The organism is Pantoea sp. Mb-10, from assembly GCF_021272205.1.
Taxonomy (GTDB): Bacteria; Pseudomonadota; Gammaproteobacteria; order Enterobacterales; family Enterobacteriaceae; genus Pantoea.
In genome coordinates, this window is the sequence record NZ_JAJSDX010000003.1 from 431,732 (window position 1) to 457,529 (window position 25,798).

At 58.2% G+C, this 25,798-nt stretch carries 13 protein-coding genes and 1 pseudogene; 1 reads left to right on the forward strand and 13 read right to left on the reverse strand.

The window, feature by feature from the left end:
- Nucleotides 1–671: 671 nt before the first annotated feature.
- From LU196_RS08110 to LU196_RS08160, 12 genes and pseudogenes are all read right to left on the reverse strand, one after another.
- On the reverse strand, nt 672–965 hold the full coding sequence (locus LU196_RS08110) for a barstar family protein (RefSeq protein WP_232758388.1): 294 nt from the start codon (nt 963–965) through the stop codon (nt 672–674).
- Between the two features lie 12 nt (nt 966–977).
- Complete coding sequence (locus LU196_RS20400) at nt 978–1,412, reverse strand: ribonuclease domain-containing protein (RefSeq protein WP_370640978.1); 435 nt, start codon at nt 1,410–1,412, stop codon at nt 978–980.
- Nucleotides 1,386–2,111 (reverse strand): annotated as a pseudogene (locus LU196_RS20405) (VENN motif pre-toxin domain-containing protein); the annotation flags it as partial. The pseudogene LU196_RS20405 and the gene LU196_RS20400, both read right to left, overlap by 27 nt.
- Before the next feature lie 327 nt (nt 2,112–2,438).
- Nucleotides 2,439–10,736, reverse strand: coding sequence for a hemagglutinin repeat-containing protein (locus LU196_RS08120; RefSeq protein WP_232758386.1), 8,298 nt, complete (start codon nt 10,734–10,736; stop codon nt 2,439–2,441).
- Nucleotides 10,729–11,280 (reverse strand): toxin-activating lysine-acyltransferase, encoded by a 552-nt coding sequence (locus LU196_RS08125; RefSeq protein ID WP_232758385.1) that lies wholly within the window; start codon nt 11,278–11,280, stop codon nt 10,729–10,731. Before LU196_RS08125 ends, LU196_RS08120 begins: the two co-directional genes overlap by 8 nt.
- On the reverse strand, nt 11,280–12,953 hold the full coding sequence (locus tag LU196_RS08130; RefSeq protein ID WP_232758384.1) for a ShlB/FhaC/HecB family hemolysin secretion/activation protein: 1,674 nt from the start codon (nt 12,951–12,953) through the stop codon (nt 11,280–11,282). The genes LU196_RS08125 and LU196_RS08130 overlap by 1 nt, the downstream gene beginning before the upstream one ends.
- Nucleotides 12,954–13,246: 293 nt before the next feature.
- A complete protein-coding gene (locus LU196_RS08135; RefSeq protein ID WP_232758383.1) occupies nt 13,247–15,025 on the reverse strand; it encodes a TolC family protein in 1,779 nt (592 codons plus the stop codon).
- Nucleotides 15,026–15,030: 5 nt separating this feature from the next.
- A complete protein-coding gene (locus LU196_RS08140) occupies nt 15,031–16,272 on the reverse strand; it encodes an HlyD family type I secretion periplasmic adaptor subunit (RefSeq protein ID WP_232758382.1) in 1,242 nt (413 codons plus the stop codon).
- Entirely contained in the window at nt 16,269–18,611 is a 2,343-nt protein-coding gene (locus LU196_RS08145) for a type I secretion system permease/ATPase (RefSeq protein ID WP_232758381.1), read from the reverse strand. Before LU196_RS08145 ends, LU196_RS08140 begins: the two co-directional genes overlap by 4 nt.
- A gap of 291 nt (nt 18,612–18,902) precedes the next feature.
- Nucleotides 18,903–20,327, reverse strand: a complete 1,425-nt coding sequence (locus LU196_RS08150; RefSeq protein WP_232758380.1) for a GGDEF domain-containing protein — start codon at nt 20,325–20,327, stop codon at nt 18,903–18,905.
- 269 nt (nt 20,328–20,596) lie between these two features.
- Entirely contained in the window at nt 20,597–22,072 is a 1,476-nt protein-coding gene (locus tag LU196_RS08155) for a SulP family inorganic anion transporter (protein WP_232758379.1), read from the reverse strand.
- A 707-nt stretch (nt 22,073–22,779) separates the two neighbouring features.
- The gene (locus tag LU196_RS08160; protein WP_232758378.1) at nt 22,780–23,589 is read right to left on the reverse strand and encodes a 5'-nucleotidase, lipoprotein e(P4) family; all 810 of its coding nucleotides are present in this window, start codon (nt 23,587–23,589) and stop codon (nt 22,780–22,782) included.
- Nucleotides 23,590–23,695: 106 nt separating this feature from the next.
- Here LU196_RS08160 and LU196_RS08165 point away from each other — a divergent pair, with 106 nt between their 5' ends.
- Nucleotides 23,696–24,415 (forward strand): polyphenol oxidase family protein, encoded by a 720-nt coding sequence (locus LU196_RS08165; RefSeq protein ID WP_232758377.1) that lies wholly within the window; start codon nt 23,696–23,698, stop codon nt 24,413–24,415.
- Between the two features lie 30 nt (nt 24,416–24,445).
- Here LU196_RS08165 and LU196_RS08170 read toward each other — a convergent pair whose 3' ends face one another.
- Entirely contained in the window at nt 24,446–25,780 is a 1,335-nt protein-coding gene (locus LU196_RS08170) for a gluconate:H+ symporter (protein WP_370640979.1), read from the reverse strand.
- Nucleotides 25,781–25,798: the final 18 nt, after the last annotated feature.

The window sequence follows — 25,798 nt, forward strand, 5'->3', positions numbered from 1 at the left end:
GCCACAGCTTGCCTGTGGCGTCGGCGCGGGTTCTACCGGTGCGGACGCCACAGAGTCCGCAAGCGACGCCCTGCGGCGCTCTGTGACTCCGACGGTTAAGGCGAAGAGGCAACTGCATGACCACGCCATACCGGGGCGGGGGCGAAGGCTGCCCGGCACGGGAACGAGCAAGGAGGGAACCGACTGCGAGCCGTGACGGACAGATGCAGCGGGTGGGCATGAAGCCCTTCAGCAGAGGCCCGACGGGCCGACTTCTTTTTTGGGGTGGATGATGAGGATAGCGCAAGGGGGGGGTGATACCGGATGACGTCTGGACTCGACGCCGGTGTTTCCGGCAACACAAGGCGGCCAGGAAGCCGAAGAACGCACACCGCCGCCGACAGCGTAAGGCGCAGCCTTGCGCGCCGCGCCTCACCCGCGATGCCAGTGGCGGGGGCGCAAGACATAATGCGGATTATACGATACGAGCCGCACCTCGCAGCGGGAACGGGCGCTGTCGTTACCCGGCGAGCTTCGTATAATCCCCCGCATTATGTTGAACGGCTGGCTGGTGATTGATACGGAGCTGCGGTTCTGACTGGCAGACAAAAAAATCCCGGCCTGTTAAAGGTCGGGATTTTTTAATTCAACGGACTCATATGGGAGTTCGTCATTAACGAACACCACCCAATTCATTCAAGAACAAATTGAAATTCTTTTCCCTGCCCTTTACCCTGATATCTATCTTTAGTTTTCTCAAATAGTTCAATGATAATATCAAAAGTAACTCCCAGTTTTTCCCGGGAAACGGCTGATTTTTTCCAATGTAAGCACACACCGCAAGCCATCCCTGAACTTAACATATCCCAAAGGGCATCAGTATTGTTACCGTAATATGCCCCAAACTCTAAAGCATTCGCTATTACACGATGAAAATCGTACTCTGAATTTACTTCATCACCATCTATTGTGACATTGTGGCACATACATCCCCCTTATTATTTCCATTTTCCTATTGATGTCGCCGTTTCATAATGGTCTGTAGTGATATACAGTAATCCATCGCTAGAATACAACAAGCGTGTACCTTCCTGCTTTGCTCTTGACATCGTATTATTTAATCCAATATCAGCTTCATACCAAGACCTGCCTGGAGCTGAAGGTAATAAATTGGTCGTATTATGGAATACATCACCGCCTATCTGCCCACCAGAAACATAATTATTTAAGGCTTTACCACCGGCCCATCCATTATCTTCTGCAACTTGTTTGGTTACATAATTTGATGGTAATTTCCCAGTAGTCCGCAAGCTATCCACAACATCATTTGCTGCTTGAGTAGTCTGTAAGTCCAATTTTAATCCAGCATAGCTTGCTGCGTTATGGGCTTCATTACCTATAAACCCAGCCGCCGCCGATTCAGCTTTACCCACTACTTTACCCGCAACTTTGGCAACGATCTTCTCCGTTACGCCTGCGGTCACTTTTACCACACCCGTACCACCGGCAAGCAGACCCGCTATATCCGTGACCAGCTTACCACCCTCAACTCCGGCATTAAAAGATCCGCTGGCTCCGGCTTTCTGGTAATCCGCTTCCATCCGGTCAATGCGGTCAATATAAGACTGCTTCACCGCATCTGAGACGTTACCAAGAACATCACCGCTGTTGAACAGGGACTTCAGGGCTTCGTAAGTTTCCTGCGGATTACTGGCCGTTTTCACGATGCCGTCAACGGTGTCATACAGACCCGCCGGAACGCCGGCTATCATCCCAGCCGCAAAGCTCACATCCTGATTCAGGTCAGTCGCCGCCCATATCGCCTGTACCCTGGCTTTACAGGCTGCGTTCTGACAGGCAGCGATTTCTTTATCCTTCTGAGCCTGCTGTTTCTGGCTCAGATAGTTATTCTCAACCGCATTCTTACCCCCCTGCGCGCCCGCAATCGCGCCGGACGTGCTGTCGCCTGCCACGCCGCCGGCCAGTCCGGCGGCCAGCGTGCTCAGGGCGCTGAAGGTCTGGCGCTGCTGCTCGGTCAGATCGCTGCGTTTCACACCCGGGTACATCTGCTGGGCGATGAACTCACCCGTGGTGGCACCCGCCGCGCCCGCCAGCGCTGCAACTGCGCCACCACCGCATGCGCCATCAGGTTGGCTTCGACATGTAGCGTTCGTTGTCCGCCTGAGCGATATCAGCGAGAGAGTTATTCTCAACAACAAATTAGAAGTTTTTTAATTTCAATACTCTAGCTATCCACATCCCTCCCCCGACAAAGCTTCCGATACTAAAACTAATCTTACCAAGCAGAAATATATTATCCATAGTGAAATGCATTGGTATCCCTTTGAAAAAAAAGAACAATAACTCTCCTGCCACGTATAAAGTAATTGATGTCAAAAAAATAGACACAATGCTTAATACGATAAAAAGAGCCAAGTGTAGAAACACGTTTTGCTGTCTCATTTTTTGAGATTCTCCTGAGAGGATTTCTGCTCTATATACTTCCCGCTGAGCTCTGAGCCCAAGCTACCACCGATATCTCCAGCCATGCCGGGGAAATAACTAGGTGTCATTTCTTTTGAAAGCCCAAACTCTCCTTTAATATCAGTATATTTTTGAAGCGTTGGATTGAACTTCGGATCCCAGCCACCTTTCCACCAGTTTGCCCCGGCATTAACTCCCCATGAGAGCCCTTTACCAATGCCATAACCGATACCAGATCCAGCACCATTGATAAGCGCACCAGACACTGAATCTTTATCATCAATCCAGTTACCCAGCGCACCACCTGCGGCGTTCCAGCCCACGGTACCCGCCAGGCCATTACCCATGCTGATAACATTCACCCAACCCGCTATCGCTGCGTTTGCTGGATCTATCGTGCCATCCGCCAAATAACCGATACCTGCATTCGCGCCCGCACCCAGTCCCCACATTACCTGAGCACCACCAGGTAGCAACGACACACTTCCCGTTGCAAGTGCCAGCCCCACAGCGTCTCGTTCATTAATCGCTTTCTTGCAGCTTGCAGAGCCCGGAGCATCAGCACAACTTGCCATATCAATACCATGCTTGCGTATCCAGTCAGTCTGTGACTCTTCATTACCACCGAATAAATTATTCTCAACCGCATTCTTACCCCCCTGCGCGCCCGCCACCGCGCCGGACGTGCTGTTGCCTGCCACGCCGCCGGCCAGTCCGGCGGCCAGCGTGCTCAGGGCGCTGATGGTCTGCCGCTGCTGCTCGGTCAGATCGCTGCGTTTCACACCCGGGTACATCTGCTGGGCGATGAACTCACCCGTGGTAGCACCCGCCGCACCCGCCAGCGCGGAATTGCCCTGCAGCTGCGCCACCACCGCGCCCACCACGGCGTGCGCCATCAGGTTGGCTTCGACGTTAACGTGGCCCTGCGCATCGGTGGTCATATTATGGATGACCTCCGCCATATACGGTGCCGCGCCGCCCGCAATCGCCGCCTGCATATTCCCGGCGGCAAGGCCCTGCACCGCGGCGGTCGCCGCCTGGATCCCCTGCTGAACCGCGCTGCCGGTTCCCCACTGCTGCTGGGCCGCTTTATAACTCTCCGTGGCGGTGAGCAGTTGCTGATAATTCGCTTTCCTGGCCGCAGAGTCCGTGGCGGCCGGCTCGTAAATGTTGTGCTTCGCCAGTTCAGCACGGCTGGCGTTCAGGGCCGCGATATCCCCTTCGGTACGGGCGATATCGCCCACCTGATTGCCGATCTCCCCGATCAGCTGCGCCTGCTCCAGCCGCTTCTGCTCTTTTTCCTTATCGAAAATGGGATCGATGCTGCCGTTGGCATGTTCAACGTCGCGGCTCAGATCGCTCACGCTCTGGCGCGGGTTCGCGCCGTCACGCACGGTAATCGTGCCGTCGCTCACCGCCGAGCGGGTGGTGCCGTCATCGTGGCCGCTGTTGTTGCCGCCTGCCAGCAGGGTGTTGGCCATGTTACCGGCGAACTGGCTGCCAATGGAGCCGCCGGTGCTGAACCCTGCGCTTTGGTGTTCGGTCTGGAAATCTGCCTGGTTATGGATATCGCTGAAGCCCAGCGTGCCGGTATCCAGGCGATTCTTGCCGGCGTCTGCCGTGCTGCCGATCACCGCGCCGTTGAGTTGGGTATGGTTCCCTACGGTGACATCAAAGCCGCCGCTGCCAGCAAACAGCCCGGTCTGCTCATTTACCGACTGGTAATTGCTGTGAAGCTTGTCGCGGCTCATGTTGACGCTGGCCGAACCGGTCATCGAACCAACGTTAAAGCTCGCGCCCGCGCTGGCGTTCTGCTGCTTGCTGTCGTAGGTGTCCGTGTCCTGCTGGCTGGTCAGCGTGAAATCACGGCCAACGTCGGCCACGATGCGATTGCCGCTGACCTGCGCGCCCGTGAGGGTGGTGTCGCGACCGCTGACCATGTTCACCTGACGCCCGGCATCCACGGTGGTTTCACTCCAGGTTGTGCCGTTGCCGCGTTCGCTGCCTTTGCCTTGGTTCACGCTGGCGCTGACGTTGATGCCCCAGCCGCCCGATCCCGCGCCAATGCCCACGCCCACCGAGCCGCCTTTGCTTTCGTTTTTACCGGTCAGCGAGGAGGTGTTTTCCCCGGAGAACAGATTGACGTCGCGGTTGGCCGAGAGTGACACATCGCGACCGGCCTTGAGCTGACTGCCGACGACCGTGATGTCGCCATCGGCACCCGGTGCGCCGCTGCCGCGCGCTACCACGTCCAGGTTATTGCCCGCCGTCAGACTGCTACCCTGCGACGTGCGCTGCTCAGAATGCTGGGTCGATTTAGACGACTGGCTGCCGTACGAAAGGCTGATGCCCACCGTATCGTTGTTGGTGGCGTCGGACGCGCCTTTGGCGGCATCCAACCGCACCGCTTGCTCAGCCTGATACCCCGTCAGCGCCGCTTTGGTGGCCTGCAGGGCCGCCAGTCGGCTGTCATCCTGATCGCGGGCGGCGCGACTCTGCTGCACGGCGTTATTCACCGCACTGCCCGCCGCACCGGAAAGCGCCAGCGTCAGTCCGCTGGTCTTCTGTTCAACGGTGTGGGTCTGGCTGGTCTGTTCTTGCGCCGCCAGTACGGATATCTCTTTGCCGCTCAGCAGCATATCTTGCTGGGCGATGAGATCGGAGCCTTTGACGCTCAGTTGATTGCCCGCTTGCAGCGTCAGGCTGCCCTTGCTGCTGCCCAGCGTGCTGCCGCTGCTGGTGAGGCTGTTGCCTTCGTCAGTGGTTTTTGTGCGCTGCTTGCCGTAGCTCACGCCAATACCGCCGGTGCCAGAAAGCCCGCTTTTGGTCTCGTTGACCATCGCGTAGTCGCGCTGGCGGGTCACCGCATCCTCCACGGTCAGGTCATGGCCCGCATCCAGCAGCACATCGTGCGTACCGGCGACGCTGCTGCCGGTCACGCGGATATCGTTGCCCGCGCCGACCTGCACGCTGTCGCCGCTCAGCAGCGTGCTCACCCCGTTTTCAGTGTGGGTGGTGAGCTGTTTTTCACGCGTGCTCTTCGACAAGAACCCGCTGCCGTGCGTTTTCAGGTACTGGTCAACGTCCGCCGTGTTCACGCCGTTGTTCAGGGTGACAGTGTTGCCCGCCTGCAGACGCAGGGCATCGCCCGCCGAGGCCGTGGCCGCCGTCAGGCTGGCATCGCGGCCCGCCAGAAGCGTGACGTCGCCCTTCCCGGTGACTTCGCTGCCGACTTGCTGCGTGCTGGACGCTTTGCTCCAGTCGTTGTCATTAAACAGCAAATCATCGCGGCTGCCGGTGTTGACGGTGTTCAGCGTGAGATCGCGCCCGGCGCTGAGCTGCGTCTGGCCGTTTTCGCCGCTGTTGCTGACCTGAGCGGCGGTCAGCGTCAGGTCACGCCCCGCCTGCAGCACCAGCTTGCCGTTGTCGCCCTGCACGTAGGTGCCCGACACGCTGTCGATGGCGCTGCGGGCGAAATTGCCCTGCTCAGCGCTGCGCGTAGTGGTGACCAAATTGATGTCGCGCCCCGCGCTGACTAACAGCGCATTCTCGCCCTGCATGATGCCGCCGAGGTTATTGATATCGGTGCGCGCCGCCAGCGAGACGTCCGCCCCCTGTAAGGTGCCTACCTGATTGGTGATGTTGTCGGCGTTGATGACCAGACGATCGGTGGCGGCAATGGTGCCTTTGTTCAGTAATCCACCGCTCAGGCCCATACCGAGGTTTTTGCCCGCCAGCAAGGCGCCGGAACCGTCGATATCGCCGCTTTTCACTCGCGCATAGACCTGCGGCACCAGCACGCGCTGCACGCTGCCGTCCGGCAGCGTCACGTCGCGGTTTACCAGCCACACGATGTCGCCGGTCAGCAGCTTCATCTGATCGGGCGTCAGGTCCACGCCCAGCGTCAAGCCATACTCGTTGGCAAAACGGACGCCGTTGTTCATCAGCGCTTTATACTGCTCTTCGTCGCTGGCGTAGCCGTTGAGATAACGCTGCCCGGTAAGGCTGATGATCTGCTCGCGCACCAGGCGCTGCTCGTAGAAGCCGTCGCCCAACCGCTTCTGCGTTTTGTTGGGATCGCTGACGATCTGCTTCAGCATGTAGTCGCTGCCGAGCCAGATCTTGTTGTTGGTGAAACGGGGATCGGTCTCGACCAGGTACTGGGCGCTCGGCGCGGGATCGGTTTTAAACAGGCTGTTGTCGGGCAGGCGCGTATCCGGTCCACTGATGCGCACCTCGACATCGTCCGCCTGCGGCACCGTGTATTGCTGTCCTGGTTTGAGATCGCGGGCATCCAGCGGCTTCACGGCGCCGATCGCCGGGTTGATCTGCGCATCGGTGTGCTGCGCCTTCAGCGGATCGGGGGTGAAGCCCGATCCGGCTACCGCGCCGTGATCGGTCAGTTCACTGGGTTTCAGGCGAATGCTCTGGATCGTCGTCGGCGGCACATAATCCGTGACGTCTTTGCCCTGATCGTCACTGTGCTTTTTCTGGATACGGTAATAGTGAGTGACCTCCCCCCGATCCGTGACGCGGCGTTCACCGTCAATCTCGACGTTGTTCACGTTCGCCGCGTTGATCACCAGATTGTTGCCCGCCACCACCTGGCTTTTATCGTTCAGCAGCGTATCGGCATTGATCGTGAGGTCGCCACCGGACAGGATTTTCCCCGGATCGCTCTGGGTGACGCGCGTCTCCTGCGTGGTGCGATGGTAGCTGTATTTCAGCCAGTCATCGCCGTCGGTGCTGTGGCAGATCACGCCCTCGATGCAGAGGATCTTCACCTCATCCTGGTAGGTATAAATGGTGTAGTCGTCTGGGCTGTAGCGCACACCGCGAAAACCGTACTCCACGATATCTTCGTCGCCCACCGTGACCAGCTCTGTGGCGAAGTTGTCGTTAACGTTGTTGAGCTGCGCGGCGTTGAGCTGCATATTGCCGTCCGACTCCAGGGTTGCGCTGTGGTTATTGATCACGTCCGCACGCCCTGTGGCGCGGAAGGTGTCGTCCAGTGCGCCGCCTATCGCCAGATCGCCCGCGCTGTAAATCAGCGCGTGACCGGCGTTATTCAGCGTGTTGACGCCGAGATCCACGCGCTGGCGTCCTGCCAGTACCGGCGCCACGCCGTTTTCCGCCTGATGGGTAAAGGTGGCGGCACTAAGGGCGATAGCATCGCCGTAGATACGCCCGGTCCCGATGTTATTGACCGTGTTCGCCTTGATGCGCGTCAGCCCGCCATCCAGCAGGCCGTAGTTGGTGAGCGTGCCGTCCACCGTGAGCTGATTTTGCGCGGCGTTGATTTCGCCGTTTTGCTGGTTAAGCAGCTGCGCCGCCTTGAGGGTGAACCCACCGCCTGCCAGCAGCTTACCGCTGTTGGTCACCCTGCCCGGCGTGGTCAGGCTGACATTGCCGTTGGCAATGACCGTGCCGCTGTTGGTGAAATCCTGCTGGCTGGTGAGCTGCATATCGCCAAGCGATAACAATTGCCCGTTTCCGCCGAGCGACTGCGCGGCAAGCGTCAGCCGCTCGCCGGCGTTGAGCGTGCCGCCGCCGTTATCAAGCGCCAGCCTGTCACCCGAAGCCGAAAGCGTTTTACCGGCGACCAGTTGTCCGTTGCGGTTATCCAGCGCACCACGGTTAGCCACGGTAAGCCCTGAACCGGCCAGCACGCTGCCGTTTTGGTTTTGCAGGGCGTTGCTGGTCAGGCTGACGGTTTGCCCCTCAATGCCCTGATCGGTACCCTGCGTATCGGTGTTGTTGAGGGTGTCGGCACGCAACACGGCGCTGGCGCCGCTGCGAATTAATCCGGCGATGTTGTTGATGACACCGTTGGCGCTGGTCAGGAGCAGATCGCCTACGGACTGAATTTTGCCGCCGCGATTATCCAGGTCACGGCTGGTCAGGGTGCCGCTGCCACCGGCGATAATGCGGCCGTTTTGCTGGTTATTCAACGCGTCACTGGTAAGCGCGATCGCCTCTTTTGCCCCGACGCTGCCGCCCTGATTGGTGAAGTCGCCGCTGGTTATGGTCAGCGCGTTCTGGCTGTAGAGCGTGCCATCCTGGTTATCAAACGCGTGCCGATCGCTGTTCAACGTGACGCCGCTGCCCTGAATCAGGCCGCGCTGATTGCTGCCGCCGTTGAACAGATCCAGGTTCATCGCCGACTGTGCCACCAGCGTGCCGTCATCGTTATTCAGCGTCTGCCCCTGATAGCGCAGCGCGCCGCCTGAAAGCAAGGCGCCGCGCTGATTATCCAAGTCGCGGCTCTGAAGGCGCAGGTCACGCTGGGCGATGATACCACCGTTGTCACCGCTGTCGCGGTTGGTCAAGGTGGTGGCTTGCACGTCGAGATCGCCCCCGCTCTGGATCAGGCCGCCGTCGCTGTTGTCTAGCGTCGCACTGTTCAGCCTCATCTCACCCAGCGCCACCAGTTTTCCTGCCTGGTTGCTGAGGGTTTGACCTTGATAATTCAACGCCCCGCCGGAGAAGGTGGTGCCGTTCTGGTTATCCAACGTACCGCTCTGAATGCGCAGCGCGCCCTGGCTACGGATGCCGCCGCGCGTGCCGCTGTCGCGGTTCGTCAGCGTCGTTGCGTTAAGCGACACGGCACCGCCGCCCTGAATCAAGCCGCCGTTGCTGTTGTCCAGCGTATCGCTATTCAGGCCCACGTCGCCCTGCGCCAGGATATTGCCGTTCTGGGTGTTGAGGTCGCGGCTCGCGATGTTCAGATTGCCCTGCGCGCGCACGCCGCCGCGATCGCCGCTGTTACGGTTGTCCAGCGACGAGGTGTTCAGCGTCATCGAGCCGCTGCTTTGCAGCAAACCGCCGTCGCTGTTGTTAAGCGCCCCGCTGTTCAGGTTGACGTCGCCCTGCGCCACGATGCTGCCGCGCTGGTTGTTATGTGCTGCGGAGGTCAACGTGGCGGCCCCCGCGCTGATCAGCTGGGCGTCCGTGGTGGAGAGCGTGCCGCTGCCGGCGTCAACGTTCACGCTGCCCGCCGTGGTGCGGCTGCCGCTGAGATCCACGCCTTTGCCACGTGCCTGCAGGGCGCCCCCCGCCTGGTTACGGCCCTGTGCGCTCAGCGTGCCATCGGCTTGTAGGGTCAGCGATCCCGCCGGGGTTTGGTTGCCTTGTGCATCCACGCCAGCGGCCAGTACGCTGGAACCGCTGTTGCTGACATTCGCGCCCTGCACCGTGAGGTTGTTGCCTGCCACCAGCGTGCCGCTGTTGCTGATATCCCCGCCGCCGATCGCCACGTCTTCGCTGCCGCGCACCTGTCCGCTGTTTTCAATGCGGCCGTCGGCGCTGATCGTCACGCTGCCCGCCGACGCGCCAATCTGTCCGGCATTGCGCACCCCAACGCCCCGTTCGGTGCCCACCAGACGGATCTTCCCGGCATACATCCCGCCCAGACTGGAGACATCCAGCGCCATCTGCGGCTTCGCCGAGCCGTCGTCCCCCAAGGCACTGACGGTCTGATTGCTGGGGTCGACCTGGTTACGGCCGGTGGTGACAGCGAGATTTTTCGCGGTGATCTGCGCGTTCACTTTCACCGAGCGAGCAATGATGTCGGTGTAATCCTGGCGGGAGCCGTCAAGACCGGCGCCATCAATGGCCACTTCACCGCCGTTGACCACAAACCCCTTCAGGTTGCCGTTCTCCATCTGCGGCGTACCGGTGGTTAAGGTGGAGCGATTGGCGTTGATAAACCCGCAGCCGCTGCAGGTGATGCCAGAGGGGTTGGCAATGATCACATCGGCTTTGCGCCCGGCGACTTCAACGTACCCATTGAGACGGCTTGGATCGCGCGAGTTCACTTCGTTGAGGATCACGGTGGCTTCGCCGCGCGCCAGCGCGGGGTTGCCTGCCACCATGCCGCCCAGCTGCGTTTGGACGTTGGCGTGCGAATTATTGAGAATCGCGCCCTTTTGATCGACATCGAACTGAGAATAGGTGTTGTGCGAGACCCCGGCGGCGCTTGGCGTCTGGATGTTGACCTGCGGCGTCCCGTTGGCGCTGCTGATCACCGTGGGCTGCTGTGCGCCCGGCGCGCTGCCGTCCGCCACGATAGCGGCATGCGCCGGGATCACGGCGCCCAGCGCCAGTAGCACCGCAAACCCCGCCGGGCGAAGCGCCGCGGCCAAACGGCTCATCAGATGACCGCGCCCGCCTGCCGGTGACGTTACGCTGCGGTGGCTGGCGGCGTTTTCCGCCACGACCATCAACAGGCCGCGCGCCTGGTTAAATACGACGCGATAAAGGTGTTTATTCATGACACTGTCCTTGTGATAAACGGCGCGACGGCGTCACAGTGGCCGGCTGTTGCTGGCGCCATTGGTGGGCTGCCGCGCGGCTCACCTGGCTTCCGTGGAAATCGAGAATGCGCTGGCCGCGTTCGGCCCCGCGATGATACTGCGCGCGAAAGCAGTGGTGCGGGAACAGCTCCTGCAGCACAAACTGGCGCATCAGAGAGGTATCGCCGAAGGGGGCGATCCAGTCGCGGATCCACAGGCGATCGCCGCTTTGCCAGTCTTGCTGGCGGGTAAGGATGGCGGGCTGCGTGAGATAGCGCTGTTCTGCCTCCGCATCCAGCCACATCCAACTCAGGAAAAACACCGGCTGGTCGCCGCGGCTGGCAATCACGAACTGCCGCGCTTTCACGATCGGTAACAGCAGATCGGGTAAGGTGTGCAGCGGCGCGTCACGGTGCTGCGCCGAGTGCATCCACAGCCACACGGCGGAGCCGAACACTTCGGCTTCGTTAATGTTGCCGTCGGCAAGAAACGGCGCGGTGAGATGGTAGTGACGCCAGCGCATCAGTAGCTCCAGCTGACGGAAAAGCCGAGCGTAACCGGGCTGGTTTGATACCCTTCTGGTTTTGAGAAAGGCACGCCCGCAAACAGGTCATAACCAAACTGGCCCATCGCCCCGCGTAATCCCACCACGCCGCCTGCCAGATGGTGGCCAATGACATCGGCATCGCTGCCGCCCACTTCGCCGTAATCCGCGCCCAGATAGAGCTCCTGATTAGGCAGGGGCGTGCGCCAGGCGAGATCGTTGCGCACATACCATCCTCGGCTGGCGCTGAGATTGCGCTCGCCGTCAAAGCCACGCACCGTCCAGCGGTTGCCGATGGCAAGCTGCTCTTGCGGTGTCAGCAAGGTATTACTGGTCTGGCGCAGATACTGCACGTTGTAGCGAAACGGTTCGCCCGCGAGCGTAAACGGCACATCCAGCTGCGCGCTATATTGCAAAATCTTGCTGAGCGCCGTGGCTTCGCCAAACGCCTCTTCGGGCGCCGGAGACGCACCAAACCAGCGCGTGCCGCGCTGATAGCTCACGCCTGCATCCAGCGTCGCCGAACCAAAATAGTGTCGATGCTGGAGCCCAGCACGCCAGCTGGCGGTGTGGCGGCGCTGCACCTCAATTTCCGTGTCGTTGATGTAGTTGCGCGACTCGCGGGCGATGACATCGAAGCTGGCCGTGGTTTTTTGCGTTCCGCTGCGATGCAGCACGCGGCTGAGCTCGGTGGTAATGCTTTTACTTTTGCCGCTGTATTGAATGTCGCCGTTCTGGCCAGCCACCGTCTGGTGGTAGTCATAATCATTGGCGGTCACGCCCAGCTGCCAGTAGCCAAACGGCACCGAGTAGTGACCGGTCATGTTTTGCGTACCGCGCCCGCCGCCGCTGTAAAGGTCGTGACTGCCGGAAATATAAAACAGGTCACTCAGCGACAGCGGATTGTCCAGAAAGAGCGTCATTGCGCCCTGATAGCGCCCGGTGCTTTCGGTGCCTGAATCATCCAGGCTTGCCGCCACGCGCCACATTTTTTTCTGCTGCCAACGCAGGGCAATATCACTTTCGCCGGGCTGTTCACCCGGCACGATTTCCATGTCCGCCTGAACGGTGGGCAGGCGCTGGAGGTTTTCCAGCCCTTGTTCAATGTCCCGCAGATCCAGCAGATTGCCCTTGTGGGCGGGGAAGGCGCTGTACAAGGTAAGCCAGCGGTCGCTGTCCGGCGTAAGTTTGACCTGGTGAATTGTGCCCGGCAGGATGCGCAGCCGCAGCGTGCCGCTTTTTAAATTCTGCGGCGGCGCCAGTACGCGACTGGTGACGTAGCCGTGGTCGATCATCCGGTTTTGCAGCTGGGTCATCAGCAGATTGATGCCTTTCCCGCCTAAACACTGCCCTTGCGCTTGGTTGGCAAGGTGCTGAAGCGGAAGCCATTCGGGCATCCCCGCTTTTCCCTCTAACACGACTTGCTCGATGCGGAAACACGGATTTTCCGTGGGAAAGTGCAGCGCGCCAAAGCTGGTGGCTGGCGGCGACAGTTTTACATCCGGTGCAGGCGGCGCGAGTTTTTGTTCCAGCGCCTTTTGCTGTTCCTGCTGGCGGGTAAACTGCTCGTCACCGGGTGCGGCTAACGCAGGGAGAGCAAGAGGGGCAATAAATACGGCAAGCGTCAAACGACGCGCGTGGCTGCGGGGCATAGTACGATTCCTTTCATATCAATCAGCCACTATTGAATATGTTGATACATTCTTTACATAAACTTAATGTTTGGCCGGGCGAATTATGCAAATTTGTATCCAGATGAAAACCAGGAAAAATCTTAAACAGGGCCATTTTTTAATCAAGTATGAGTAGGTAAAGCGTGCTCTGGGCCGGAAAGATAAGGCATTGGACAGATAAACCTCTGGCTGAGCCGTACCTACTTAGCCGCAGGTCGGGCTGACGCCGTTCTGCTCACGCGCGGCGCATAAAAAAACCCGCCGTAGCGGGTTTACACATTTTTGCTGGCGCCTTGCGTGAGCCAGCGGCTGAGCATACCGGCGCTGAAGTAACCTTGAATGACGGCGCTGTAGCTGTCGAAGCGGTTACTGATCTCGCTGACCTGATTATTGTACAGGTCACTTTCCGCGCTCAGGACATCCAGCAGCGTCCGTCGCCCAAGGTGATACCACTGGTCGTAAAAATCCTGGCGAATACGATCGGACTCCACCGTTAATCCTTTATAGAGCGCGGCACGTTCCGCCATTGAGAACGCATCCTGATTGGCGGCGCGCACTTTGTTTTCCAGTTCGCGACGCTGCTCCTCCTGCTGCTGACGACTGGCATCAGCCTGTTTACGAGTCGCTAACTCCTGCGCGCGAACTGAACCGCCACGGAATAGCGGCCAGCTCACGTTCAGACCGGTCTGCCAGGCCTGCTGGCGCCCCAGGCTATCTTCGCGCGTATTTTTACTCACCGTCCAGTTGAGCTTGGGCAAGCCCGATGCGTTGATGGCTTCTGCTTCTTTCTCGACTGCGCGCGTTTCGGCACTGGCGTAGAGAATCACCGGATGCAGATCCAGCTGATTAAGTTGCTGCTGCAGCGCGCCTGGGGCCAGCAGCCATTTATCGCTGGCAGGCAGTGCCATCTGATTTCCGCCTGAGAGCCGATTGAGCGTGATTTCTACGTCACGCGCACGTGATTCAGCGCTTTCCAGATAGCTGCGCGCCTGTAACAAACGCCCTTTTGCCTGCGTGAGTTCGCTGCGCCGCCCGGCATCAGATTGCACGATCCCGCTCAGCATATTCACCAGTTCCGTCATGCGGGCCATATATTGCTTGCTGATCTCGATGATGTGCTGCTGCTTCGCCCACTCGATAAGCGCATTATTCACCTGCATAGCCAGCTCTTCGCGGTGCGCCTGCACCTTATATTGCGCCGAGGTAACGCGCTCTTCACGGCTTTCTATGGTATGACGGGTCTGCCCAAAATCGATTAAGTTGGTGGCCACAGACACGCTCAGAGCGGGAATATTGCTCTGATTCTCATAGTTTTTTACGCCCCCGCCAAACTCCTTGGTCGCTGAACTGGCATTCAGATCAACCTGCGGCCAGCGCTGCCCCTTGGCTTCGTCAACGCTGGCCGCTGCCGCTTCACCTTGCGCAAGATAGGACTTCAACACCGGGTTAATACGCCAGACGATTCGGGCTGCGGTGAGGAACTGCCGCCGCAGTTCATCTTCCATAACGGTGTCGGTGGGGCGGCCGTACAGGCTAACCTGCGCACCTTCGCTGGCAGGCATTGCCGCGCGCGCGGTCTCTGCTGGCAGGGCCGCCGCGGTAGCAGGAATCTGAATGGGCGTCTCGCTCGGCGCGCTGCGGAGCGGGGTTGGAGAGACGGGCTTACTGTCCACCACGGCGCGCGCAAACGGTGCCGGGCGACGCTGCTCCTCGGTGAGGAATCCGCCCCCTACTGGCGCGGCGGCGCGCGGCGGCTGAGTCAATGGTGAAGAGGGCGATGGTAAGGTCGCGGTTGTCATCCCGGCGTTATGGCTCGCCAAAGTCGCAGGCGTGTCTGTTATAACGAACGGTTGCGCAGGTGCCACCGATTTCGCCCCAGAGGCGGCGGATGACGCGGGCGTATCCTGGCCGCTCAACGTCGCAAACAGCATAAGTTCCTGGCTATCGTTCGCCTCGGCGCTCAGGCTCGGCATCGCGGCTGTTGCGATACAGAAGGCAAGCAGCGAGAGGCGGCGCGCCCTGTAATGGCGCGTCGTATTCTTATTTTTCATGACGGTTAACGCTCGCGGAAGGCTTCTTTGGCTTTCAGCACGGGCTTCAGCAGGTAATCAAGAATGGTTTTCTCTCCAGTACGGATTTCAACCGTGGCGATCATGCCGGGAATAATCGGCAGATCTTTGTTACCCGCATGCAGCGTGCTTTTCTCGGTGAGAATCAACACCCGGTAATAGGTGTCATCCGGTCGCCCGCTGGCGGCCTTTTGTTCGTCTTTTAAAGTATCAGGACTGATGTACTCAACGTGCCCCTCCAGCCCGCCGTAGATCGCAAAATCGTAGGCAGTGATTTTAACCTTGGCCGGCAAGCCGGGACGCAAAAAGGCAACATCGGACGGGCGAATCTTGCCCTCCACCAGCAACTGCTCTTCCAGCGGAACGATCTCCAGAATATGTTCGCCGGGCTGAATAACGCCCCCAATGGTATTGACCCGCACGTTTTTCACTGTGCCGCGCACCGGTGCGGTGATAGTGGTGCGATCCACAACGTCGGCGCGGCCAATCAGGTTTTCGCTGATCTGACTTAGCTCCAGCTCCAGCCTGGCCAATTCGGTATTGGCTTCAGACTGATAGCGGTTACGCCGCTCAATAATTTGCGCCTGAATATCATTGGCCTGTCGCTGCATGCGCAGCAGTTCAACTTCTGACAGGAGCCCTTTTGCTGCCAGCGGTTCTGCCAGATGGATCTCCCGCATTGAGAGTGCGTAGCTGCGCTGCAGCGAGTTGATACTGTCGTTCAGCGCCCGCTTTCGCGCTTCATACGCTTTGGTCTCTTGTGAGACGACGGCGGGATCGCTTTTCACCTGCTCGTCAAACGTCAGCGGTTGCGAATAGGCTTCTGCGCGCAGGCGCGCAATACTGCCTTTGAGGCCGATAACTTTGCTCAGTCCTTCCCGATAACTGGACTCCGCACGCGTGGGGTCGATTTTTAACAGCACGTCGCCGCGGTTCACCACCGAGCCTTCGCGCACGTTCATTTCAGCGAGAATGCCGCCTTCAAGGCTCTGGATCACCTGTTCGCGGCTGCGGGAGATCACGTTGCCATCGCCTTTGGTGATCTCTTCCACGCGGGCAAAATGCGCCCAGGTCAGCCCGATAACGATGACGGCAATGATAATCCACAACACCAAACGCGATCCCGGCGTGGTTTGCGCCAGCAGTGAAGCCTGCACATCGTTCATGAATTCGCCATCGGCGGCTGACAATGGCTTTTTACGGTTACGCCCAGGCAGTAAAGCGATCATGCTAACGCCTCCTCAGTGGCCGCGGCTCTCGCCGCAGAGGCTGACAGCAGTGAGGCCGATGCCTGTGGGGGGCGTGTCTCTTGGGGAGACGCCGCTTTTGCCGCGCTCTCTTCTACCGGTGTTGATGGCTTCTGACGCGGCTTGCCCGCCTTGTTTTCCAGCCCTGCCAGCACCTGCGCTTTGGGGCCATCCGCCACGATTTTGCCGTCCTCAACAACGATAATGCGGTCTACTAGCGTCAAAATGGAGGGGCGATGCGTGACGACCACTAACGTATGACCTTCGCTGGCGCGACGCAGGTGCGCCAGAAACAGGTTTTCTGTCATGCTGTCCATGGCGCTGGTCGGCTCATCCATCAGCAACACCTTGGGCCGCGTCAATAGCGTCCGGGCAAGCGACACCAACTGACGCTGTCCGCCTGATAACGACTCGCCGCCTTCACCTACTGACAGATTAATGCCTGCCGGATGACGCGCCGCGACCTGATCCAGACCGGTGAGGTTAAGGACGCGCAGCAGTTCGCTGGCGGTGGCATCCGGACGCCCCATCATCACGTTTTCACGCAGCGTGCCGTAAAACAGGCGCGCACTCTGCCCGACAAATCCTACGGCCTTACGCCAGTCCGCCGGATCAATCTGGTTGACATCGAGCCCATCCGCGCAGACCTGGCCTTTAACGGGCTGATACAAGCGTGCCATCACCCGTAACAGCGTCGATTTCCCGCTGCCGATGCGGCCTAAAATCGCCACGCGTTCGCCAGCTTTAATGGTCAATGAGATGTCTTTCAAAATCTCTGGATTGGGCGCCATTGGCGGTGCAGGATACGAAAAGCTGACCTGTTTGAGCGAAATTTCACCGGTGAGCGGTGGCGTGGTGAGATAGGTTTTGCTGCTGTCGCGATCGACCGGCATCTCCATCAAACGATTAAGCGATGTGAGGGCAGCTTTCGCCTGCTGATAGCGCACGGCCAGCCCAATCACCTGCCCTAATGGTCCCGTAGCACGGCTGGCTAGCATCACGGTGGCAATCATCGCCCCCATGGTAAAAGTGCCCGCATCAATCAGGTAAACGCCTGCCACTACCAGCATAACGGTTTGAAACTGCTGTAAGAATGTAACAACGCCCGTAGCAAGGGTGGAGTAGCGTTTGGATTTCATGCTGTTGGCAGATTGCAACGCGCTAAAGTTTTCCCAGCGGCGCTGCATGTGCGCTTCCCCGCCCACCGCTTTCAGCGTTTCCATGCCCTCGACTGATTCAATCAGCACGCCCTGTTTCAGCGAGGCGTCGCGCAGATTTTCTTTCATAATGCGGGCCAATGGCCATTGGATCAGCGCACTGACGATGACGATCAGCGGGATCATCATCATCGGGATAATCGCTAGCGGGCCGCTGATAAAGAAAATGACGCCCACGAACATCAGAATAAACGGCAGATCGGAAATCGCCGCCAGCGTGGCAGAGGCCACAAAATCGCGCACTGATTCATATTCGCGTATCTGGTTGGCGAAGGTGCCCGATGAACCGGGTTTGTGTTCCATTTGAATCGACATCGCCTGTCGGAACAGCATGCTGCCCAACACCAGATCGGCCTTTTTACCGGCCATATCGAGCAAATGTGCGCGTACATAGCGCGTGATGGCTTCGAACACCATCGCAATAGTTACGCCGATGGCCAGCGACCAGAGCGTCACAAAGGCCTGATTCGGTACGACGCGATCGTAAACATTCATGGTGAAGAAGATACTGGCAAGCGCCAACACGTTGATTAAAACGGCGGCAATGGCCGCGCTGCGGTAGTAGCGGCGGTAGCGCCACAGCGTGGAGAATAACCAGTGGCCTTTTATCTCCGGCAGCATCTCACTGGCGCGCGCGTCGACCACAGCGGCCGGTTTCACCATCACGGCAAAGCCTGCGTAAATGTCGTTCAGCGCTGCCAGCGGCATCTCCACCGGCTTATCGCCGATATCCGGCATGATGAGCTGGAAACGCAGTTCACGCTTGTTCTCTTCATCCGTGTGAATGCGACGCGATAAAACAATACAGCCGCCGCCATTGCTACGCAGCAAGAGCATAGGCATCAACTGCTCTGGGAGATCCTGCAGGCGACGCTCCACCATCCCGCCCGTCAGACCGGCGTTTTCCAGCGCCATCATCGCTTGCGACGGCGACAGCAGCGTTGCCTTTGGTAAGCCCGCGACCAGCGCGTCCTCACTTTTCTCCCGCTGATAGTGTTTACATATCCATGCCACGCTTTTCAGCAGCGTGTCGTCTACTTTTGTCTCGATACGAGCGACTGAACGCGCATCCTGCTCTACAGCATTCTGCTTGTGCTCCACCATTTCCCACTCCTGTAAACTGACGAAAGCGGTAAGCCGAGGCTTACCGACGCCCTTTCTGAATGGGGAAAATTCTGTCAGATGGCAATAAAAATCCTGTCCAAGACTCGTCTCAAACGGACGCAGATAAATCTTACTCAATGCCTTCAGATAGGCGCAGGCGTAGCGCCGCGAAAAAAACGTTTCGGCAAGGACATTGAATAAAAAGAGGTACCAAACAGTCTGTCTGGCTTGCGGTGCGAAAAAAGGTGCGCCGGTGACGCAGCGTTCCGCGGCGCTTAGCCGCGGTGACGTTCAGGCCACATCATTGGCCGCCGCCTGCGACGCAATTGCCGGAGAAGTTTGATTGCGGCCATTGCGCTTGGAAAGAAAGAGATGCTTGTCTGCAGCAGAAACCAGACGATTAATCACAGCCGACCACTCACGCTCCTGCCGCGCGCAGCCGCGCGCCAGCCCGATACTGGCGGTGATGGTGACCGTGTTACCTTGGATCCAAAACTTCTCCTTGACCAGCGCATGCCGCACCGCCTCTGCCAGGTGATACAGCTGGGCATGGCTGTAGTCAAACACCACCACGACAAACTCTTCGCCGCCAAACCTGCATACCATGCCACGATTGCCCACCACGCGTTGAATCCGTCGCGCAATCTCTTCCAGCACGCTATCGCCCGCGTCGTGACCAAAATTATCATTGATGGCTTTAAAGTAATCGACGTCCAACATCATGACGCCGACCTCACGATTGTCAGAAAAAGGCTGCTGACGCAGACGCTCATACAGGCCGCAACGCGACAGAAGCTGGGTTAAGAAATCGAAATTGGCACGCAGCGCAAGGCGCTGGTTCAACTGACGGATGGCGTCCATGCTCACGGCAACCAGCAGCGGACTCAGCGCCACCGTCGCCACGCCCAAACGTGCCGAGGTGAGATGACTGATAGGCAGAAGTGCATCATCGCCCTGAATGTTCATTACGCCGTGTGAGACCAGAACAATCTCAGTGATACCGGTCAGGAGGATCACCAAGCTGGTCAGCGGAATAGGCAGTGCGATGGCGCACCAGATAAGTGCCGGCACGGGAAAGGTCAGGCTACCGGCCCCGCCAATCATCGCGCCCACCGTGAGGGAGAGTCCCACCGCAGCCAAAGGCAGCAACATGCGGGGATAGCACAACGTGCGCGGCGCGGCGCTGCGTAGCGGCGGTGCCAGCAGCACCGGCAGCAGCATCAGGGAGGTCGAAAACTGTTCGCTGAACCAGTCACCCCAAGCCATGAAGAAGCGCGTATTGAAATCAATGTCCTGCGCCCACGCCCCCCAGGTTGCACAGGCAGCGGCCCCGCACAGACAGGCTGGGAAGATCCGCATGGCGTTAAACACCTGGCTGTTTGCGCCTGGAGGCTGCAGATGGCGAATCAGTACGCTGACGCAGACCAGGATAAACAAGATGTTGGCAAAATTAACCGTCACCGCCGGCAGCGCCCAACCGGAAAACACCGTGTCGTTGACGATCATTGCGGCAAAGCAAACCAGATAACAGGAGAACGCGTGCAGAAAAGGATGACGCAGCATTAATCCGGCAATAATGGCGTTCACCGGCCAAAATAGGGAGAGCTCCTGAGGCACACGCAGGTGACTGCCAATAAAACAGAAAAAAAACGTTATCAGAAACAGCGATAGCGTGTTCTTTGAGGTGCTTTTTTCGTCAAACAGTGTAACGCGCATACGTCTGAACCCTGTAACCTGGAGATCCGTGCTCTTGCGCCTTGCGGCATAGTGCAGATCATTAGAGCTGAAAACCCGAGTAATGATCTTGCGAATAAAACAGCGTTCGTTGTGTTGCTCTTCGACTGGGACGCTAACCTCTCGCCACGGTCGCGTTCGCGCAGCGACACGGCAAAACAGCGTGGCGTATTATGCCCTGCAAATAAAAAAATCGGATATCCGAGATATCCGATTTTTTTTTATGCGTTGCGGCAGTAACTGCGTCGCACTTATTTCACCGCCACCGGCCACTGACTCAAGCGAATGCCGCGTTCACGCGCATTTTCGCCAAAATCCTGCAAGACCGCTTTAACGTCAGGATCCATGTATTTGGCGTTACCGTGATCGACGATAACCGTACTGTTTTCAGGAATTTCCGCCAGCAGCCCCTGTAACTTGGGATTGTGCAAAAAGGTGAGATTTTGCTGAAAGCGCAAAACGTAGTGGTCGTCATGACGGGTCAACTGCAGCGCATTACGGTGGCTTTTATAGAGGCTGCACACCACTTGGGTGGCAATACCAAGGCCAATTCCCGCCAGCATGCCAAACGCGATGATGCCGCCAATCGTCGCCAGAAACGGAATGGACTGCTGCGCCCCCATGCGAAACTGTTCCATAAACAGACGTGGCGTGGCCAACTTATAGCCGGTGAAAAGCAGCACGGCTGCCAGGCTGGCAAGCGGAATCGCATTGAGCAGTTCGCTAAACCACAGGCCGCAGATCAGCAACAGTACGCCGTGGATCAAAATCGAGAGTTTGCTTTGTGCCCCGACGCTGACGTTCACCGAGCTACGCACAATCACCGCCGTAATCGGCATGGCCCCCAATAGCCCCGAAGTAAGATTTCCCACGCCCTGCGCAAACATCTCTCTATTGGGCGAGGGTGCAGGATGCTGCGGGCGCAGCTTTTTCAGCGCCTCCTGACTGAGTAAAGTTTCCAGACTGGCTACCAGCGCCAGCGTAACGGCGACGATCCATACCGCCGGTTCCTGCCAGGCCATCCAGTCGGGCGTTTCCAGCTCGGCCGCCAGCGCCGCCACGCTGTCGAACTGGGGCAAGGCGATACGCGGCAATCCATCAGACAGGCCAGGCAGCAATCGATCGCCATATGCCGTCGCCATGCATCCCAACAGCACCGCCACCAGCGGCCCGGGGATCCAACTCAGCGCTTTAATCGCTTTGATCTGCGGCGTGGTCCATAGCCAGAGCACCACCAGTCCCGCAGCGGCCACCAGCGCGGCACTCGGTGACAAAGCCGTTTCACCCGTTGCCAGCGAGACCAGTTCCGCATCGCCCTGCGCGCCAAGCGCGACGGTAATTTGCTGCATAATCAGCAAGATACCAATTGCCGCCAGCATCCCTTTAATGACGCTTCCCGGCACCAGGCTAATAAAGCGCCCCGCACGCAGTATACCCAACGCGCATTGCAGAACACCGGCCAGAATCAGCGCGGTCAGAAACGCAGAAAAACTTCCCAGCGTTTGGATCGACGCCACCACAATGGTCACTAACCCCGCCGCCGGGCCACTCACGGCAAAGCGCGAGGGACTCAGTGCGGTGACCAGCAATCCACCGATGACGCCGGTAAGCAATCCGGCAAACGGGGGCAGTCCGCTGGCTTGAGCAATCCCCAAACAGAGCGGCAGCGCGACCAAAAACACCACCAAACCGGCGGGAATATCCTGGCGAAGCGTATGAAGATTCATGGTGAAGGTTCCTCTACAGAGGGCGTGATGAAGGCGTTTAAATGGCCGACGTCGCGGACATCATTACCACCAAAGCGGTGCGGCAAGCACCAACGGCAATGTTTCGCTAAAAAGGGGCTCAGGGTTGTCACAATTCTCTTCTCTCGTCGTTCGGGCAGCACACGTCAGAGTGAAAGCACCGGCTCATTAACCGCGCGGAATAAGATGGAAAAGGATAAAAGCAGCGCTTTCTCACAGAAATTGGTTATAGACGCTAATGCTTTTCAGTGCACTCAAAATATTTTATGAGCGCGAAAAACGGCATTTACCGTAAAATTATTGTCAATTAATGTGAGGTTAACGTAAGCTTTCGCAAGGAGAAAACACGTCAACTCTTTCTATTTTTTATTTATATAACAATAATTTAATAAAGAATTACCGGTAATAAAACAGACAAAAGAATACAAGTAGGCTTTGCGGGGATTTAGTCTTTGCGATGAAAAGCGCGTCTGGTTGATGAGAAAAATCTTAATTAAAAAATTTATCAATAGCGTTATACGCTAGTGATAGGCGTAGCGACCCGCATTTTGTCCTGCGGGAGCGTCTGATCCTCCTTATGAGATCAGGAAATTAATGAGCAGGTTAATAATCACAGGAAAAGTAAAGGCGACTGGCCCTGAATATCCAACCACTGCCCCGCTGACGCACGCGCAGTGGTTGGCCAAGCCTTATTTTCCGTTCCAGACTTTCATGTTGGCGTCCCGTACCTCAAGCTGCTGCTGCGGAGGAAGCTTGTTGTAATCTTTTGCCATGCCGCTTTCCCAGTCACCGTACAGCGGATTCGGCAGCACGATAAACTGCGTACCGAAGCGCTGATGATTTTGTTCAACGAAGGCGCGACGCTGCGCATTGCCTTGATGCCAGGTAGCACCACCAAAATCATTGAGGTTATCGCCAACGTAAAGCACCACGTTATAGCCGGCGTTTTTAATGGCATCGAACCGTTCCTGCTTATTGGAGTTACCGGTACTCAGGCGCACGGTATGTTCACTGACCCCGCTGAAGCCCAGCTGATTGAGGTTATGAACCGTGGCGGCGTAATCCTGCTTATCGCGGTTGGAGACATAAAATACCGTGCCGCCATGGCTATTCACGTAACGCGCAAACTCTACGGCACCGGGCACGGCACGCGCCTGTCGCGCTTGTGTCCAGGCGGACCAGGTTTTCGCGGAGAAAGGCTGCGCGTTTTTCGCCTGCCAGGCGCTGTAAGCGCTGTTGTCGATCATGGTTTCATCTAAATCCACAATCACCGCTTTAGGCTTGCCAGCAAGCGACGGCGCCGCATCAAACGCCATGCGCGCGCTGTTGAAAGCCTGCCAGGTTAACGCCTCGTACTCGCCGGACTGCTGAAACCAGTTCAGCGCCAGCACCGACTGTTGACTAAGCTGCTGCTGCGCCTGCTGCTTAGCAGGTTGCGCGCAGCCGGTAAGCGCCAGCGTTATCATGCCGGCAGTGGCCAGCAACGTGATGTTTTTCATCCGATCGTTCCTCAACGCAAAGGGTCAATTTTTGTAAAGCTTTAAAAATGTAGCAGTTAACGTAAGCTGTGAGCATCCCCTTTTCACTCGCTTTCTGGAGAAACGTATGGCCCACGTTCCCCCTTCTGGTCCACGATCCGCGCTGCTGGATGCCTTTTCATGGCTGGCGTACGCCTTCCCGTCGTCTGGCCTGCCAGCCCCCGATAACACCGCCTATGGACAGCAGCGCCACAGCGCCACGGTGGTAAAGGCAACCGCCAACTGGCCGCCGAAAAGCTGTGTCTCTGATGGCATTATTGCCGAACCGCAGCTGGCCGCGGCGGTCTATACCGCCGATTGTTTGCCCGTGCTGTTCGCAGACAGCACACAGCGGCAGGTGGCGGCGGTACACGCGGGTTTGCAGGGCACGCTGGCTGGCGTGCTGCACAGCGCGGTCGACAGCCTGCTGGCGCAGGGCGCGCGCAGCGAAACGCTGTACGTTGCCATCGGCCCCGCCATCGGTGCCTGCTGTTACGAGCTGGGTGAGGATCGCATCGCGCAGATGCAGCAGCGAGACGATCTGCCGCCGTTGCCGTGGTCGCGACAGCAGCCGATCAATCCACTTGCCGTTCGTCCGCAGGCGAAGGCCCATCATCAGGGCGTATGGTTTGATTTACCGCAGTTGGCGCGCGGGATACTTCAGCAGCGTGGCATTCCGGCGGCGCAGATCGAGTGGGTAAATGTTTGTACGTATTGCATGGCGGAGGCCGGATCGAGCTATCGCTATAACACGCATTTTAACAGCGGTTACGCTTCGCGCTTTTCCTGGATCCGCACGCTGCCGTGAGCGGCTGCACTTCCCTGTGCAGCGAGAGCATCAGTGAATGATGGCGTTGAGCGTTAGTACACCCGCCAGACCGAGCACGGAGATCAGCGTTTCCATGACGGTCCAGGTTTTCAGCGTTTCCACTACGCTGAGATTGAAATAGCCTTTGAATAACCAGAAGCCGGGATCGTTTACGTGTGATGCGATCACGCTGCCCGATCCCACCGCCAGCACCATCAGCGCCGGATCGGCATGGGTTGCCGCGATGATCGGCGTCACAATGCCTGCGGTGGTGATCGCGGCGACCGTGGCCGAGCCGAGCGCAATACGCAGCATCGCAGCAACCGTCCAGCACATCAGCAGCGGCGAGAGCGATGACCCTTTCATCATCCCCGCGATGTAATCCGCAACGCCGCTATCCACCAGCACCTGCTTGAACGCCCCGCCACCGGCAATAATAAAGATGATCATCGCGATGGCCGCGATAGAGTCGCCGCACATGTCCATGACCGCATCCATCTTACGCCCGTTGCGCAGTCCGAGGGTAAACACGGCTATCACCACCGCAATAAACAGCGCCACCGCCGGGTTGCCGACAAATTCAAAGAACTGACGCAGCGCATTCTCTTTCGGCGTGGTCAGCTCAAATACCGCCGCGATCGCCATCAGAATCACCGGGATCACCGCGGCAAAAATGCTGACGCCAAACCCCGGCATCTCCTCTTCGGTAAAGATCTTGGGATTGAAAAGCCCCTCCGGCGGCGATTTTTCGAAACGCTTCAGGAAGGTCGAGAAGAGGGGACCAGCCACGATCACTGTCGGTAGCGTAATGATCATGCCGTACAGCAGCGTGGTGCCCAGGTTGGCGCCAAAGATCGTGGCAATTGCCGTGGGGCCCGGATGCGGCGGCAGGAAGCAGTGGGTCACAGACAATGCGGCGACCATCGGCACCCCAACATACAGCAGCGGCAGACCCGCCGCTGCAACCACCGTAAACACCAGCGGCAGCAGCAGCACGAACCCCACTTCATAAAACATCGCCAGGCCGACCACCAGCCCCGTCGCCACCAGCGCCCACTGCAGCCGCTGCTTGCCAAAGGCCGCAATCAGGGTGGTTGCGACACGCTGTGCGGCCCCGGTATCTGACACCAGCCGTCCCAGCATGGCGCCAAAGCCCAGAATCATCGCCAGACTTCCCAGCGTAGAACCTATCCCTTTTTGAATGGAAGCCATGACGTTAAGCGGCGTCATGCCTTCCGCGATCCCAACGACCGCAGACACAAATACCAGAGCAATAAAGCCGTTCACTTTAAAGACGATCATTAAGACCAACAGCAGGATCACACCCAGCACAATGATGGTTATGGGCATTTTTATTATCCTTATGAACACAGAGGGTGATTA

Coding starts and splice junctions, on each gene's coding strand:
- LU196_RS08145 (WP_232758381.1), bottom strand. CDS start 18,611: ATGGTGGAGCACAAGCAGAATGCTGTAGAGCAGGATGCGCGTTCAGTC.
- LU196_RS08125 (WP_232758385.1), bottom strand. CDS start 11,280: ATGCGCTGGCGTCACTACCATCTCACCGCGCCGTTTCTTGCCGACGGC.
- LU196_RS08140 (WP_232758382.1), bottom strand. CDS start 16,272: ATGATCGCTTTACTGCCTGGGCGTAACCGTAAAAAGCCATTGTCAGCC.
- LU196_RS08120 (WP_232758386.1), bottom strand. CDS start 10,736: ATGAATAAACACCTTTATCGCGTCGTATTTAACCAGGCGCGCGGCCTG.
- LU196_RS08130 (WP_232758384.1), bottom strand. CDS start 12,953: ATGCCCCGCAGCCACGCGCGTCGTTTGACGCTTGCCGTATTTATTGCC.
- LU196_RS08165 (WP_232758377.1), top strand. CDS start 23,696: ATGGCCCACGTTCCCCCTTCTGGTCCACGATCCGCGCTGCTGGATGCC.
- LU196_RS08160 (WP_232758378.1), bottom strand. CDS start 23,589: ATGAAAAACATCACGTTGCTGGCCACTGCCGGCATGATAACGCTGGCG.
- LU196_RS08135 (WP_232758383.1), bottom strand. CDS start 15,025: ATGAAAAATAAGAATACGACGCGCCATTACAGGGCGCGCCGCCTCTCG.
- LU196_RS08150 (WP_232758380.1), bottom strand. CDS start 20,327: ATGCGCGTTACACTGTTTGACGAAAAAAGCACCTCAAAGAACACGCTA.
- LU196_RS08155 (WP_232758379.1), bottom strand. CDS start 22,072: ATGAATCTTCATACGCTTCGCCAGGATATTCCCGCCGGTTTGGTGGTG.
- LU196_RS08110 (WP_232758388.1), bottom strand. CDS start 965: ATGTGCCACAATGTCACAATAGATGGTGATGAAGTAAATTCAGAGTAC.